General features: G+C 69.5%; 8 protein-coding genes and 1 pseudogene. 8 read left to right on the forward strand and 1 reads right to left on the reverse strand.

From position 1 onward, the window contains the following. The first annotated feature begins 503 nt into the window (after nt 1–503). From ACIQUR_RS08245 to ACIQUR_RS08270, 6 genes and pseudogenes are all read left to right on the forward strand, one after another. On the forward strand, nt 504–854 hold the full coding sequence (locus ACIQUR_RS08245; protein ID WP_403661409.1) for a winged helix-turn-helix domain-containing protein: 351 nt from the start codon (nt 504–506) through the stop codon (nt 852–854). A gap of 254 nt (nt 855–1,108) precedes the next feature. Then, the gene (locus ACIQUR_RS08250) at nt 1,109–2,551 is read left to right on the forward strand and encodes a helix-turn-helix domain-containing protein (protein WP_403660253.1); all 1,443 of its coding nucleotides are present in this window, start codon (nt 1,109–1,111) and stop codon (nt 2,549–2,551) included. A 45-nt stretch (nt 2,552–2,596) separates the two neighbouring features. Further along, the gene (locus ACIQUR_RS08255; protein WP_403660256.1) at nt 2,597–3,280 is read left to right on the forward strand and encodes a RibD family protein; all 684 of its coding nucleotides are present in this window, start codon (nt 2,597–2,599) and stop codon (nt 3,278–3,280) included. Beyond that, entirely contained in the window at nt 3,277–3,729 is a 453-nt protein-coding gene (locus ACIQUR_RS08260; RefSeq protein ID WP_403660259.1) for a deaminase, read from the forward strand. The genes ACIQUR_RS08255 and ACIQUR_RS08260 overlap by 4 nt, the downstream gene beginning before the upstream one ends. Nucleotides 3,730–4,018: 289 nt before the next feature. Then, nucleotides 4,019–7,816, forward strand: a complete 3,798-nt coding sequence (locus ACIQUR_RS08265) for an NACHT domain-containing protein (protein ID WP_403660262.1) — start codon at nt 4,019–4,021, stop codon at nt 7,814–7,816. Between the two features lie 366 nt (nt 7,817–8,182). Continuing rightward, nucleotides 8,183–8,269, forward strand: a pseudogene (locus tag ACIQUR_RS08270) (glutamine synthetase); the annotation flags it as partial. 162 nt (nt 8,270–8,431) lie between these two features. Here ACIQUR_RS08270 and ACIQUR_RS08275 read toward each other — a convergent pair. After that, a complete protein-coding gene (locus ACIQUR_RS08275; protein WP_403660265.1) occupies nt 8,432–11,419 on the reverse strand; it encodes a bifunctional [glutamine synthetase] adenylyltransferase/[glutamine synthetase]-adenylyl-L-tyrosine phosphorylase in 2,988 nt (995 codons plus the stop codon). Nucleotides 11,420–11,680: 261 nt separating this feature from the next. Here ACIQUR_RS08275 and ACIQUR_RS08280 point away from each other — a divergent pair, with 261 nt between their 5' ends. Both ACIQUR_RS08280 and ACIQUR_RS08285 read left to right on the forward strand, forming a co-directional pair. After that, the gene (locus ACIQUR_RS08280) at nt 11,681–13,723 is read left to right on the forward strand and encodes a PIG-L family deacetylase (protein WP_403660269.1); all 2,043 of its coding nucleotides are present in this window, start codon (nt 11,681–11,683) and stop codon (nt 13,721–13,723) included. 156 nt (nt 13,724–13,879) lie between these two features. Further along, nucleotides 13,880–15,964 carry a PIG-L family deacetylase gene (locus ACIQUR_RS08285; protein ID WP_403660272.1) on the forward strand — a complete coding sequence of 695 codons (2,085 nt, stop codon included), beginning with the start codon at nt 13,880–13,882 and terminating at the stop codon, nt 15,962–15,964. The last annotated feature ends 25 nt before the right edge of the window (nt 15,965–15,989 follow it).

Here is a 15,989-nt window from a genome sequence, read left to right on the forward strand (position 1 = left end):
CTCCACACATCGGAGGGTCAGGGAGGGCCACGGCGGCGGGCGACCTTGGTGGGGAGTCCCGCCGCCGGGCAGTGGTCGTGCTGGTGGAGCCCCGGCTCCCCACGCCCCGCCCGTACGAGACGGGCGAGGGAGGCAACCGGCCGCGGCCCGAAAACCGCGGAAAGGTTGGGTGGCGCTGTACCTCACGCGGAGATCCGCGTGGCCGCCTACTTGGCCGAGGAGAGGCGGCGTGATCCCCATTCAGTTGTCAAGGAGCGATCGCTTCCTTCGAGCCCTCTCGGGCCCTTCCGGGCGACACAGGCAGTGCATGTCTTCACGGCTCCGCCAGCAGCGACGGGCCTTGTTGAGTGGCCGTGTTGGCGACCTCTCGACTCTGCCTCAGAGTGCACTGTGAGGCAGAGTGCGTCAAGTCTCCTACCGGAACGCACTGGCCGGAGGGTGGCCCCCACCTATGCCGCTTGGGCACTATGAGGCAGAGGCCGAATCAGGGACATGGGGTGCAGATGGTCGAGTGGACGGGCAAGCCGGCGTACCAGCAGGTGGCGGAGGACCTCCGGCGGAGGATCGCCGCCGACGAATTCACGCGGGACGGGAAGCTCCCGTCGCTCGCAGAGATCCGCGCTGAGTACGACGTCACCGTGACGGTCGCCCGGGACGCGATCCGCCAGCTCAAGACCGACGGCCTCGCGGTGAGCCACCAGGGCAAGGGAGCGTTCCTGACCACGCAGTCCCCGGACCTCGCCCGACAGGCGGGGCCGGAGGCTGCGATCGCGGAACTCCGTGAGCAGGTGGCACAGCTCCAGGGCGAAGTCGCTGAACTACGCGAGCGGATGGCGGGCCTTGAGCGAAGGTGACCCCTGCTCGCGCCGCCCCGGCCGGTGGCCGCGGGGCGGCGCGGGCCCGTCGTCGCTTGCTACGTCACGCCGGCCAATCCAGGTGTCGCTGCTGTCGTCGTCGCGATCATGGTCACAAGTCCGGTCCCTTCTCTCGCATCGGATAGAGGGCTCCGACCTGCGTCGCTAGGCTGTTGCCCGCCCTCTGCATCCTTTGTAGCCAGGGCCGTTGACTGTTCGACAGGTCTGCAATGTGGCCGCCGGGAGGCGGCTACATGGGCCACATCGAGGGGGACGAAGTGGGGCAGCGTCCGAACGAACTCACGCCGCACGCCAGCCCTCAGCACTATCTCGGTGCTGAGATGCGGGCCTGGCGCACGAACAGGGGCTTATCCCTGGGCAAGCTCAGCAAGTCCATCCTGTTCAACACCAGCTACATGGCCCGCGTGGAGCGCGGCGGCCAGGCCGCTTCCGCCGATCTCGTCCGCGCGTACGACGACGCGCTCGGGGCCAGTGGGTCTCTTGTACGACTCCACACCTCGATACTCCAAGGCGTCAGCCTTGAGGCCCTCCCTGCAACGGATGTGGCTAACCAGGGCCGTCATGTGGCCAACAACCCTGTGGCTCTGGCCCGGGAAACGGACATTCAGGCACCGTCGGAAGAGGGGCTCTCGGTCCCTGTACGTGCTGACGACGGAAGGATCATTTTCGTGTCCCTCTCCCGAAGGGCCCTGATCGGCGCCCTCGGCGCCGGCGCGGCGATAGCCGCGGTGGCCAACACTGCGGCCGCCGCGAGTGCTCCCCGCAGCTCGGACCTGACAGCGTCCGGGGCCAACCCGATCGAGTTGCTCCAGGCCACCCGCAGGGTCCTGATCGACAACGACAACCTCTTCGGGCCGCACCGCGTGATTCCCACCGTCCAGCAGCAGATCGCCGTCATCAAGGAACTGCGTGCGGACCGCCGGGGGACCGATCGGCGTCAGCTCCTCCAGCTCCAGACCCAATACTCCGAACTCTGCGGCTGGCTCTATCAGGACCTCGGCGACTTCCGGGCCGCCCAGCACTGGATGCGCGAGGCCCTGGAGGCGTCGCACATGGCCGGGGACGACGAACTCACGACGTACATCCTCGCCCGCCGCAGCCAGCTCGCCGGCGACATGCACGATCCGATCGAGGCCGTCGACGTGGCCGAGGCCGCAGAAGACCGCGCGGCCCCGCACAGCCGCCTCGCTGCCGTCGCAGCGACGTACGCCGCCCACGGACACGCTCTCCGCAAAGACCCCGAGGCCGCGCAGCGCGCTTACGAACACGCCCGCGAGCTGCACGCCACCATGGACCCGGACCCTTCCTCTCCCTGGGGCGTCTGGCTGGATGCGGCATACATCGACGTCCAGCGGGCCCACAGCCTCGCTGCCCTCGGCGACCACCGCGGCGCCGCCGAGGGCTTCCGCGACGCTATCGGCCGACTCCCCGCAGGCTTCCACCGTGACCGCGGCGTGTACCTGGGCCGCGAGGCGGTCTCCCTGGCTCGGGCCGGCGAGGCAGAGCAGGCGGCCGTGGTGGGCATCCAAGCGCTGAGCATCGCGCGCGACACCGGATCGGACCGCATCTCCCGCGAGCTTGCTCAACTCGACGGGGTTCTTGATCAATGGCGTACGGTGCCTGGCGTGGCCGACTTCAAGGCAGCGCTGACCGAGGCCGTACTCCGCCAGGCCTGACGCAGTGCCTCAGCGCCCACCCGCAACCGAAGGAGAGACCCCCTGATGCCCCGCCCCTACGTACTGCTGAGCGTGGCCACGTCCGTCGACGGCTACATCGACGACACCAGCACCACGCGGCTCCTGCTGAGCAACAGCGAGGACTTCGACCGTGTGGACCAGGTGAGGGCCGAGTCGGACGCCATCCTGATCGGTGCCGGCACGATGCGGGCCGACAACCCGCGACTCCTGGTGAACAGCGAGGAGCGCCGCGCGGCCCGCGTCGCCGCGGGCAAGCCGGCGTACCCCCTCAAGGTCACCATCTCTGCGAGCGGCGACCTCGACCCGGACCTGAAGTTCTGGCACCACGGCGGCGACAAGGTCGCGTACACCACCGACGCCGGCGAGGAGAAGCTCCGCGACCGCCTCGCGGGCCTGGCGGACGTCGTCTCGACCGGCCCCGACATCGACTTCGGCGCACTGCTGGACGACCTCGGCGCCCGCGGCATCAAGCGGCTCATGGTCGAGGGCGGCGGCCAGATCCACACGGCCTTCCTCTCCCAGGGCCTCGCCGACGAAATCCACCTCGCGATCGCCCCGCTCCTCGTGGGCGACCCCGGCGCCCCGCGCTTCCTCAATCCTGCCGCGTACCCGGGCGGCTCCAGCCGCCGCATGCAGCTCGCGGAGACCCGCGCCATCGGCGACGTCGTCCTCCTCCGCTACCTGCCCAAGCAGGGGAGCGCAGCATGACGCTCGCCGAAGACCGCGTGTGGATGGAGCGAGCCATCGATCTCTCGCGCAAGTGCCCGCCGGCCGAGGGCGCCTTCTCGGTCGGCGCCATCATCGTGAGCGCCGACGGCGAGGAACTCGCCCACGGCTACTCCCGCGAGACCGACGCCCACGTCCACGCCGAGGAATCGGCCCTTGCCAAGCTCCCCGGAGACGACCCCCGCCTCTCCGGAGCCACGATCTACAGCACCCTGGAGCCCTGCTCGGAACGCCGCTCACGCCCCCTGACCTGCACGCAGCTGATCCTCCGCTCCCCGATCCGTCGCGTAGTCATCGCCTGGCGCGAGCCGAGTCTCTTGGTGGCGGACTGCATCGGCGTCGAGATGCTGCTGGGGTCCGGCGCCGAGGTCGTGGAGCTTGCGGAAGTGGCGGATGCAGCCCGCGCAGTGAATGCCCACCTGCTGAAGTAGCCGACAGCGTGCCTCAGCTGTTAGAGCGTCCGGTTATACCCCTGTCTGGGCGGTCCGCTCCTCCGCCGCTGCACTGGCCATGCCCGTAATCGGCCGGACAGCTGTTGGACGACGCTGTCAGGGCTGTCCCGCTACTCCGGGCCCCGGAGGCGCTTCATCAGATCTGCGGTTGTTGTAGACGACCTGGCCTGGGAGGTGGCGGTGAGTCAAGAAGCCAACCCCGTAGTCGCGTAGTGCCAGCCTCGCTAACATGTTGCTCCGTCAGTAGTACTCCCAACACGGAGGCACGGTGGCACAACAGTACGACTACGAATCACTCGGTGCTGACGTGTTTCAGCAACTCTGCCAGGCGATTCTCGTAGCCTACTACCCAGATGTTCAGTGCTTTCCCGTTGGGATGCCGGACGGTGGACGAGACGCTTCCAGCCCGTACGCACGTGTTGCCGATGCAACGGTCTACCAGGTGAAATTTCGGAAGCCGACTCCGAACAAGCTGGCCACGCCAGAGGAAATGGAAAAATGGGCTACCAACGCACTTGAGGGAGAAATCTCCAAGGTCCAGCAACTCGCTTCTCGTGGTGCAAAGAACTACGTTCTGATGACGAATGCTCAATGCTCGTCCCATCCGGATACCGGGACCCGTGACCGCATCCAGAGCTGGCTGGATGAACGGATGCCGATTCAGTCCCAAGTGTGGTGGCGCGACGACATAGACCGACGCTTGGATAGCCAGACAGAAATCAAGCGCACCTACGGACTCATTCGCGATTTTACCGGTCTCGCCGAAATGCTCGGGCTTCGCGGCCAGGAGGATGATTCCGATACCTTCATTAAGGTTGCACGGAACGACGCCCGAGTTAGCGCACTGCTAAAGTATATGATGCATCAGTATGAGCGCGACAGGATTGTCAAGTTCAAGCAAGCCGAGCTGGAACCTCAGCTGCTTGATGTATTCATCGACGTCCCGCTGGCTCTAAATGGGATGAACCACTCACTTAACATTCGCCACCAGATCCTTCGCAGAAACCGCAATGGTGGGGGAAATTCGGCGACTCTAGACAAGTGGTCAGGCCTTATATCGCGTGAGGTTTCAGCCGCTTTCTTGACGAGCAATCGGTCGAGTGGGCCAGCGGCTGCTTCCATCCTGCTAGCGGAAGAGTTGGCGCCCGATCAAGCTACTCCGTCGGAGTCGAGGGTGGTGCTGGAGGGCGCTCCTGGGCAGGGAAAATCGACGGTAGGTCAGTACGTATGCCAGATACATCGCGCTCGGCTCCTTAACATTCCAGAAGTCGCCCGCTACAGATCGGAACATCGGTCCAGTCCAGTTCGACTGCCTCTCCACGTTGATTTCCGCGACCTTGCTACTTGGTTGAGGCGCCAGGATCCATTTGACATCAAAAATCCCGGACCTCCCAATGGTTGGTCCGATACCCTTGAGTCATTTCTTGCCGCCCAAATTAAACGCGCCTCGGGTGGGATGGAATTTTCAGTTTCTGACTTGGATGCGGTGTTGCGTGCCACGCCGGCACTGCTTGTTCTTGACGGTTTGGATGAGGTTCCGGACCTCAACGATCGACGAGCGGTCGTCTCCTGCGTAAATGAGGCTCTGAATCGAATCGAACCGTTCAGTCCATCGATTCGGACGGTAGCGACGAGTCGGCCCAGTTCCTTTTCTAAAACACCTGGTTTCTCCAAGCGCGAGTACACGTACTTTACCCTAGGTGATCTCCCCCTCCCGCAGGTGCTGGAATACACAGACGGATGGCTCGAATCGCGCAAAGTCAGCCACAGCGCAGCTCACGAAATCCGTCAGGTTCTAGGGATCAAGTTGGGTCAACCGCACATTGTGGACCTAGCGCGCAACCCGATGCAGCTGGCAATTCTCCTGTGGCTAGTACGTAAAAAGGGTCCATCCCTCCCAGACAAGCGCACGGCGCTGTATCGCGAATACATGGAAACCTTCCTTGATCGGGAGGCGGAGAAGAGCGCCATCATTCGCGACGAGCGGGAGCTAATCCTAGACCTGCACGGATATGTGGCCTGGGAGCTGCACTGCCTCGCGGAGACAGGGGATTCCGCCGGAAGTATTTCTGAGCAAAAACTGAAGGCTCTCCTGAAGAAGTATCTAGTACTGCGCGGACACAAGAAGAAGAAACTCGAACTCGTTGACCACCTTTTCACGGGGATGACGGACCGAGTCATGGTCCTAACGAGCAGAGTTCAGAATACGTTCGAGTTTGAGGTGCAACCGCTCCGAGAGTACTTTGCCGCCAGGTACCTCTACTCAACTGCCCGAACGAGCAGCCCCGGGGCTGAGCGCACAGGGAATCGCTCGGACCGCTTTGAAGCCCTACTGCGGAATCCCTACTGGTGGAACGTGACCAGATTCTATGCCGGCTTCTCGGACGTTGGGGAACTGGCAAACCTGGTGGATCTCCTTGAGGATCTTGTGCAGTCGGGAGATGACTACTCGCTGGTTTCCTACTCGCGAGAGGTGGCACTTACCCTCCTAAGGGACCAGGTCTTCTCTCAGAAGCCCCGAGCGGTTTCGAAGGTGGTGGATCTGATTTCATCGGAGGCTTCCGTCGCCCTGCTTGGGGTCCGCAGCACCACAGCCTCGAATCTTTCGGTCCCGGCTGACTCCGGCGGCGAAGAGATCGTTGAGCAAATGACCGAGAGGCTAGAGAAGCGAATTGGTGCGGGCCACTTGGACTTGGACGCAGCCCGGCTTCTAGCGGCCAATGTCACAGGCGAGGAAATCGCCGACTGGTGGTTCTCCAGGTGGTCGCGATCACGCACTGACCAGGCTCGGCTTCTATGGTTCCGCGTCGGCCTGATTATCGATGCTGTAAATTCTATTTCTGCGGAACAGGGTCACTCCGTGTTCGAGAAGATGAAAGGTAACTTGCGCTTCTGGCACACTGTGATCCAAGCAGACGCGTTTCCTCAGAATCTGATTCCTGAGGCGAGTTACGATTCCTTCCTCGAAGCATTTCGCGCGGGCGTGCAGCTCCATTCACCCGCGGCGGGGCACACTTCGTCTGCGCAGGGCGCCTGCGTGATGCTTGCCTCCAGCGATCATCTCCTTTACCTGCTCCAGAGCAATGGCATGAGTTCGCCATGGGCATCTATTGGCGGGCGGGACATCGAGGCGCGAATGCAGGGAAATGGCCGTTACGCCCAGCTGCTCCAGCGCCTCGTGGCATGCGTAGAGTCCCTCTCCATTTCTGGGAAAGTGCGCAACAACGTAAACGCGTGGGTTGATTTTCACGAATCCCTGACCGAGGCTCTCGGTGGCACATGTCCCAGGACGATGGCCTTGGCTGCTATCCTCGGCGAGGTTCGCAGCGGAAACCTGAGCCGCGGTAAGGCTGGGGACCTGTGTGATGCTTCAATTTCTCCGGTAATCAGGGCGCGATTCGCTAGGCAGCGGCATAATGACCTCGCCTGGTGGGCTAGGCAGGTTGAGTCGATTGACGCTCTGGAGGACGCATTCTTCGTCCTCTGCTGCGTTATGCGATGGGCGGTGCCGTCAGTACTGGTGGAAAATGCGAAAAAGTTGGAGCCCTGGGTAAAGAAATTCGACCCCTATACCCTCCATCTACTCCATTCGCTCGCTCCACCCATCTGGCTTCGTAACGGCCCTGAAATTTCACATAACTGGCTGTCGCGCTCTGCACCTGCGCTGGCGTACTTGGGATCTGCTCAGCTCCACCGGACGGAGTGCCTAAAGGTCCTGGAGTGGCTTTCCGGGAAATGTAGGGATCTAGAGTTGGCCGGCATTGTGGGTGCCGCCCGCCTCGCTGTGCTCCTACGTGTGATTGGTCGAGAATGGGGAGAGGCTACGGACGCAGTGATTGGGTCGTATGCTGCTGCGCTTCGCGCTAGTTCCTACTCGTACCCGCTGTCGGTCGCAGCTGTGGGCATCTCGGCCAGCCGTGATCTCCTTCGTCGTGCCGGCGAACTCCCGCCTGCCGTCCGGCATAGCGCGAATGAGAACCTCACGGCTGACATCGCACGGCGGGCGACTCCGCTGGCAGACGTTTCGGACACCCAGCAATGGTTCGACCGGGAGCTCTTTGACTGAGCTAGGCGCGTGAGCCGCGCCGGACAGGATTCCCATCAAGCCTGGAGCGTCCATCAGCGCACGTCAGGGCCGCGCGATAGCCATTTGGATACGCCCTCCGGAGACGTTTGCTCAGCATCGTTCAGGGAAGGTGGGGCCATATCCGGTCCCCGCTGTCCTGCCGTTCCTCTGCGGCCCCGATCATGAGGACGACGTGCGCGTCTGAACGTGATCGCTCACGTGGGCGGTGAGACCGTACGCCCGGGCCGTCTGTGGGCCGTCGGAGGGTGGCCGAGGGTGCCTTGCGACGGCCATGGACGACCATCTTCCCGCCGAGAACCGGGAGGTCAGCGAGGGTTGTCGCATGCCGGGGGAGTGGCGCCTCAGTTCCTCCGCAACAAGAAGCAGGAGTGGGAGGAATACCGCTCGGAGGTCACCGCCTTCGAACTCCGCAAGAACCTCCCGGTGCTGTAGCCGGAGGCAGTACCGCATCCGGACGGCGGCGCGGGCCGGCGGCAGTCGGCCGCCGGCCCGCGCCGCCGTCCGCCGCCGGCTGCGTGCACTCGGGTTCGCAGCGCCGGGTCCGAACCGGCAGCGCGGCGGCCGGCCAGGGTGCGGTTGCCGGAGCCGTGCCGCTCACGCGCCGTAGAAGAGCTCCTCCACCACCGCGCGGGCGCGGCGGGTCGTGCGGCGGTAGTCGTCCAGCATTTCGCCCGCGCCGCCCTCGCCGTAGCCCAGGTAGCGGCCGACCGCCCCCAGTTCCCGGGCGTCCGAGGGGAACGTGTCGCCCGCGCGGCCGCGGACCAGCATCACGGCGTTGCGGACGCGGGTGGCCAGGACCCAGGCCTCGTCCAGGATCTGGGCCTCCTCGGTCGGGATGAGGCCCGCGGCGTGGGCGGCGGCCAGGCCCTCGCGGGTGCGGGTGGTGCGCAGGCCGGGCTCCGCCCAGCCGTGCCGCATCTGGAGGAGCTGTACGGTCCACTCGACGTCGCTCAGGCCGCCCCGGCCCAGCTTCGTGTGCAGGGTCGGGTCGGCGCCGCGCGGCAGCCGCTCCGACTCCATGCGGGCCTTCAGGCGGCGGATCTCGCGGACCTCGTCCTCGTGCAGCCCCTCCACCGGGTACCGCAGCGGGTCGATCAGGTCGATGAAGCGCCGGCCCAGGTCCGCGTCGCCGGCCACCGGCTCGGCCCGCAGCAGCGCCTGGCTCTCCCACACCAGCGACCAGCGGCGGTAGTAGGCCGCGTACGAGCCGAGGGTGCGGACCAGCGGTCCGCTGCGCCCCTCCGGGCGCAGGTCCGCGTCGATCAGCAGCGGCGGGTCGGCGGTGGGCAGCTGGAGCAGCCGGCGCATCTCGGCGATGACGGTCTGCGCCGCCTTGGCCGCCTCCTGCTCGTCGACGCCCTCGCGCGGCTCGTGGACGAAGAGCACGTCCGCGTCGGAGCCGTAGCCGAGTTCGTGGCCGCCGAAGCGGCCCATGCCGATGACGGCGAAGCGGGTGGGGAGTTCGTCGCCCCACTGGTCGCGGACGGCGGCCCGCAGGGCGCCGGCCAGGGTGACCGCGGTCAGGTCGGAGACCGCGCTGCCGACCCGGTCGACCAGCGTGCCGTGGTCCTCCTCGACCGGGTTCTCCTCCGTGCCGTACGAGTCGATGATGTCCGCCGCGGCGGTACGGAACAGCTCGCGCCGCCGCACCCCGCGCACCACCGTGATGGCCGTCTCCGCGTCGTCGGCCCGCCCGACCGCCGCGAGCACCTCCTGCTCCAGCGCCTCGCGTTCGCGCGGCCGCAGCCCCTCCTCGTCGCCGAGCAGCGCCACCGCCTCCGGGGCGCGCAGCAGCAGGTCGGGGGCGAGCCGGCCGGCGGAGAGCACGCGGGCCAGGTTCTCGGCGGCGGCGCCCTCGTCCCGCAGCAGCCGCAGGTACCAGGGCGTCCTGCCCAGCGCGTCGGAGACCTTGCGGAAGCCCAGCAGGCCGGCGTCCGGGTCGGCGGAGTCGGCGAACCAGCCCAGCAGCACCGGCAGCAGGGTCCGCTGGATCGCGGCCTTGCGGGTCACGCCCGAAGCGAGCGCCTCCAGGTGGCGCAGGGCCGCGGCCGGGTCGGCGTACCCCAGGGCCTCCAGACGCTGCCCCGCCGCCCGCGGCGACAGCCGGATCTCGCCCGGCGCCAGCTGGGCCACGGCGTCGAGCAGCGGCCGGTAGAAGAGCTTCTCGTGCAGCCGCCGGACCACCGAGGCGTGCCTGCGCCAGGCCTTGTTCAGCTCGGCCACCGGCTCCGTGCGCAGCCCCAGCGACCGCCCCAGGCGCCGCAGGTCGTTCTCGTCCTCCGGCACCAGGTGGGTGCGCCGCAGCCGGTACAGCTGGATGCGGTGCTCCATGGCGCGCAGGAAGCGGTACGCGTCCCCCAGCTGCGCGGCGTCGGTGCGGCCGACGTACCCGCCGGCGGCCAGCGCGTGCAGGGCGTCGAGGGTGGTGCCGGAGTGCAGGGTGGCGTCGCTGCGCCCGTGCACCAACTGCAGCAGCTGGACGGCGAACTCGACGTCCCGCAGCCCGCCGGGACCGAGCTTCAGCTCCCGGTCCACCTCGGAGGCCGGGATGTTGTCCACCACCCGGCGGCGCATCTTCTGCACGTCGGCGACGAAGTTCTCCCGCTCCGACGCCTGCCACACCAGCGGCGTTATGGCCGCCACGTACTCCTCGCCCAGCTCCTCGTCGCCCGCGACGGCCCGCGCCTTCAGCAGGGCCTGGAACTCCCAGGTCTTGGCCCACCGCTGGTAGTACGCCAGGTGCGAGGACAGGGTGCGCACCAGCGGACCGTTGCGGCCCTCGGGCCGCAGGTTCGCGTCCACCGGCCAGATCGTGCCCTCGACGGTGGTCTCGGAGCAGATCCGCATGAGGTGCGAGGCCAGCCGGGTGGCCGCCCGGAGCGCCTGCGCCTCGTCCGTCCCGCTCGCCGCCTCCCCGACGAAGATCACGTCCACGTCGGAGACGTAGTTCAGCTCGTGGCCGCCGCACTTGCCCATCGCGATCACCGCGAGCCGGCACTCCGCCGCGTCCTGCGGGGCCGCCGTCGTGGCGATCCGCAGCGCGGCCCGCAGCGTGGCCGTGGCCAGGTCCGCCAGCTCCGCCGCGGTCTGCGCCACGTCCGTCGTCCCGCACACGTCCCGCGCCGCGATGGACAGCAGGCACCGCCGGTACGCCACCCGCAGCGCGACCGGGTCGTGCGCGTCGGCCAGCCCGGCCTCGAACTCCGGCAGCCCCGGGTGCAGATCGGCCGCCTCGTACGTGACCAGGGCCTGCCAGTCCAGCGGGTGCCGGGCCAGGTGGTCGGCCAGCGCCTCCGACGCGCCGAGCACCCCGAGCAGCCGGTCGCGCAGCGGCTTCGCCGTGGTCAGCGTGGACAGCAGGGTGCTCCGGCCCTCCGGATCCTGGGCCTCCGTGAGGCGCACCAGACCGCGTAGGGCAAGATCGGGGTCGGCGACCGCTCCCAGTGCGTCGAGCAGCACCGGATCGGTGCGTACGGGGGCCAGCTCCTGGGTGTCCAACAGACGCTCGGCGGCCGAGGGGTCGGTGAAACCGTGTCGCAGCAGCCGTGTGAACGTACTGCTCCTGCGTCCGGGGACCGTCATCCCGTCGCCTCCGCTTCCCTGCCGTCCGCTCCGGCCTGCCCAGCCGGGTCCGGGTCACGAGCCTAGCCGGACGGGATCGCGGGAGCCCCGACCAACCTCACAACCTGATGAACCCGCGCCGCCCGATGAACCAAATCCCCTCCTTTTCCCTCTGTCTGACTGCTATGAGGTGTCCGCGTTCCGCGGCACCGGCCCCGCACGATCCCGAGGCGTGACCCGATGCCCCCTGCCCGCCGCATCCGTTTCGCTGCCCTTCTCACCGTGGTTGCCGCCAGCGCGTCCGCCGCGGTGGCCGTCGTGTCCGGAGGACGGGTCACGGCCCTGGACACCCCGCAGCCCGCCGCGGCCCCGACCCGTACCGTCGGCGGCTCCGTGCTGCAGGTCGTCGCCCACCCCGACGACGACCTCTTCTTCATGAACCCGGACCTGAGCCGCTCGCTCACCTCCGGGCACGCCCTGACCACCGCGTACCTCACCGCCGGCGAGTCCGACGGCGTCAACGCGGCCCGCGGCCCGCACTTCAAGGACCCGCGCCCGCCCGCCGACCGCGGCCGCTACGCCGAGGCCCGGCAGAACGGCATACGCGCCGCCTACGCCCAGATGGCCACCGGCGACCGCACCAGCCCCTGGAAGCGCTCCGCCATCGAGACGGCCGGCGGCGGCCACGCCGAGGTGGACGTCCTCCTGTCCCGGCCGCAGATAAGCCTGGTCTGGCTGCAGCTGGGGGAGGCCCGTACCGTCAGCGGCTACCGGCCGGACAGCCTGCGCGGCCTGTGGGAGGGCCGGATACCGCGCCTGGAGGCCCAGCTCGCCTCGGGCAGCCCGGTCACGACCCCCTTCGCGTACACCAAGGACGAGGTCGTCGCCACCATCACCGGCGTGCTGGAGCGCTTCAGGCCCACGACGATACGGATGCAGGACCCCACCCCCGGGCGGCACCTCCGCAGCGGCAAGTTCACGGACCATCAGGACCACATGTACGGCGCCCGGTTCGTGCAGGCCGCGGCGGCGCGGTACGAGCGCTTCCCGGACCGCCCGCACTACTCGGTGCAGAACTACCTCGGCTACCTCAACAGCGCCCTGCCGCACTCCCTCGACCCGGCCACCGCCAACGCCAAGCTGCGCACCCTCAAGACGTACGCGTGGATGGACAAGGAGGACTACTGCGGCAGCCCGGCCGGCTGCGGCGACCGCAAGGTGGCCGCCCGCCCCACCGGCGCCAACTGGGTGCAGAGCCAGCGCTACACGCGCGGCGAGAGCACGTCCTGGCTGGTCGAGGGCGCGGACGGCGGGCTCTACGCCTTCGCCGTGCTCGACGGCCGGATGGCCGTCTGGCACCGCACCGGCCCCCAGGGCCGCTGGACCGGGCCGGACCTGCTGCCGGGCCCCGGCCTGGACCCGGGCGCGTCGGCCGTACGGATGCCCGACGGCCGCGTCGCCGTCTTCGGCACCCGCACCACCCTCGGGGAGCGGGCCGCCGACTACCGCCGGGACGTGGTGTTCGCCGTACAGGACGTGCCCGGGGGCCCCTTCGGCTCCTGGCAGTCCCTGGGCACCCCGGAGACCGCCGACGCCACCGGCACCTCCGCGATCAGCGGCCCCGCCCCGGTCACCCTCGACGGCAGCGGCCGCCTCGCGGTGTACGTCCGGGACGCGCGCCGCACGCTGCGGGTGCGCGAGCAGCTGCCCCAGGGCGGCTGGACCCCGTGGCTCCGGCTCGGCGGCACCGACCTGATGGGCGAGCCGGTGGTGACGAAGGACGCGTCCGGCCGCCGGTACGTGACGGCCACCACTCCCCGCACGGTGCTCAGCTGGTACCAGCAGTTCCCCGGCGGCCGGCTCACGGGCCCGCACCCGACCGGGTTGCCGCCGACCACCCTCCCGCTCTCGGCGGCCCCCGAGGCCGACGGGATACGGCTCTTCTTCCGCAAGCCGGACTCGGGCGCGGTCCGCACCGTGACCCTGGCGCCCGGGGCCACACGGCCGCGGGTCTCCCCGGTCCGCGAGGTCGGGGGCACCGCCGGGTACGGCGCGGTGAGCGCGGCGGGCGGGCTGCTGACCGGGCGGGTCGCCGGCGGCACCGTCGGCGTCTCGCCGCTCGCCGGGCCGCCCGCGTGGACGGAGTCGGAGATGCTGTTCGCCGGGTCACCGGCGAGCGCGGCGGAGAGCACCGGTCCGGCCACCACGGCGGTGCTGGGGCTCGACGCGAAGCTGCACTGGACGACGTACCCGCCGGGGAGCGTCGAGGGGGGCCGGCCCCAGCCGTGGCGCCCGGCGGTGACGGAGCCCCAGGACCGCCCCTAGGGACCGCGCTTCAGTACCTTCCGGGTTTCCGGCGGCTGGGGCCCGGGTGGCCGTTACACATCCGCCGGGTACCCGTAACGGACATACGGCGTCAACCATTACATCACCGTGCTTATGATGCTAAAAATTGCCCGGTATGGAAGGTGACGCCCCGTTATGCCCCCGACGCATCGTCGCCGCACCCCACCCCGGACGATGCGCAAGGGCACCCTCGCCCTCCTCGCCGCGCTCTGCGTGGCGGCCGCCGGAACCGTCGCGTACGAGGCCGCCCCCGGCGGCACCGGCACCGCGGCGGCCGGCGACGACACCGCCGCCGGCACCAACGCCGGCCGCGGCTCCGTACTCCAGGTCGTCGCCCACCCCGACGACGACCTGTACTTCATGAACCCGGACCTCTCGCAGTCCATGGCGGCCGGCCACCCCCTCACCACCGTCTACCTCACCTCCGGCGAGAGCGACGGGGTCAACGCCGCCGGCGGCCGCGGCGCCCCCCGCCCCGCCGCCGACCGCGCCGCCTACGCCGAGGCCCGCCAGAACGGCATCCGCGCCGCCTACGCCCAGATGGCCACCGGCGACCGGACCTCCCGCTGGACCCGGTCGGCCGTCGCCACCCGGGGCGGCGGCCACGCGGAGCTCGACGTCCTCGACGCCGCGCCCTCGGTCCGCCTGGTCTGGCTCCAGATGCGCGAGGCACGCGTGGTCAGCGCCGACCAGCCGCACAGCCTGCACGGCCTCTGGGACGGCCGGGTGCCGCGCCTGGAGTCCCAGCTCACCTCCGGGACCCCGGTCAGGACCCCCTTCTCGTACGACAGGGAGCAGGTCGTCCGGACCCTCACCGGCCTGCTGGAGACCTACCACCCGACCCTGGTCCGCACCCAGGACCCCACCCCCGGCCGGTACCGCGCCACCCGCAAGCCCACCGACCACCAGGACCACGTGTACGGGGCGCGGTTCGTGCAGGCCGCCCTCACCCGGTACGCCGCCGAGGACCGGCACCGCCCGCACTTCACCGTCCAGAACTACCTCGGCTACCAGAACAGCTCCTTCGCCACGGCCCTCGACCCCGACAACGCCCGGCGGAAGCTGGCGGTGCTCGACGCGTACGCCTGGCTCGGCGGCCAGGACTGCGGCAGCCCGGCCGGCTGCGGCGACCTCAAGGTGTCCCGCAACCCCGGCGGCAACCACTGGAGCCAGGACATCCGCTACGCCCGCGGCACCGGCACCTCGTGGCTCGTCCCCGCACCCGGCGGCAGGCTGTCGGCCTTCTCCGTGCTCGACGGGCAGCTGGCGGTCTGGGAGCGCCGCGGCCCCGCCGCCCCCTGGACCGGCCCGGCCCTGGTCCCCGGCACGGGCATGGACCAGGGCGTCTCCGCGCTCCGGCTGCCCGACGGCCGCATCGCGGTCACCGGCACCCGTACCGAGCCGGGCGCGCGCGGCACCGACTACCGGCGCGAGGTCGTCCTGGCCGTCCAGCGGACCCCGGGCGGCACCTTCGGCCCCTGGCAGTCCCTGGGCACCCCCGAGCGGGACGACGCGACCTGGCTCTCCGACCTGGGTGCCCCCGCGCTCGCCGCCGACGGCACGGGCCGCCTCGCGGTGTACGTGCGCGACGGCGCCCAGACGCTGCGCGGCCGCACCCAGCGGGCGGACGGCGGCTGGGGCCCCTGGGACCGGCTCGGCGGCACCGACCTGCACGGCAACCCGGCCGCGGCCACCGATGCCCGGGGCCGGCGCTACGTGTTCTCCAGCACCGGCCGGTCCGTCCTGGGCTGGGCGCAGCGCTCCGCTGGTGCCCCGCTCGGCCCGGCCACCGCCACCGGACTGCCCCCGACCACCATCCCGCTCACCGCGGTGCCGGACGGTGCGGGCGTACGGCTCTGGTTCCGCAAGCCGGGATCGGGCGACCTGCGCACCGCCCTCGCCGGACAGACCCCCGGCCTGAAGGTCTCCCCGTTCACCGAGACCGGGGGACTGGGCGGGTACGGCGGGATCGCGGCGGCGGGACGGGTGCTGGCCGCCCGCTCCGCCGACGGCGGGCTCGGCACCGGCGGCGGCCCCGGCACGGCCTGGGAGCACGCCCGGGTGATGTTCGACGGTGCCCCCGCCGCCGCCCGGACCGACGACGGACGGACCACGCTGGCCGTCGTCGGGATCGACGGGCGCCTGTACTGGAGCGCCACCGACGGCTCCCCGGACGCCCCGCTGTCCCCGTGGGCACCGGCGGGCCCCGCGGCCGGCTGACCCCGCAGGGCCCCGGGGGGTCACG

This window comes from Streptomyces sp. NPDC101132 (assembly GCF_044759225.1).
GTDB lineage: Bacteria > Actinomycetota > Actinomycetes > Streptomycetales > Streptomycetaceae > Streptomyces.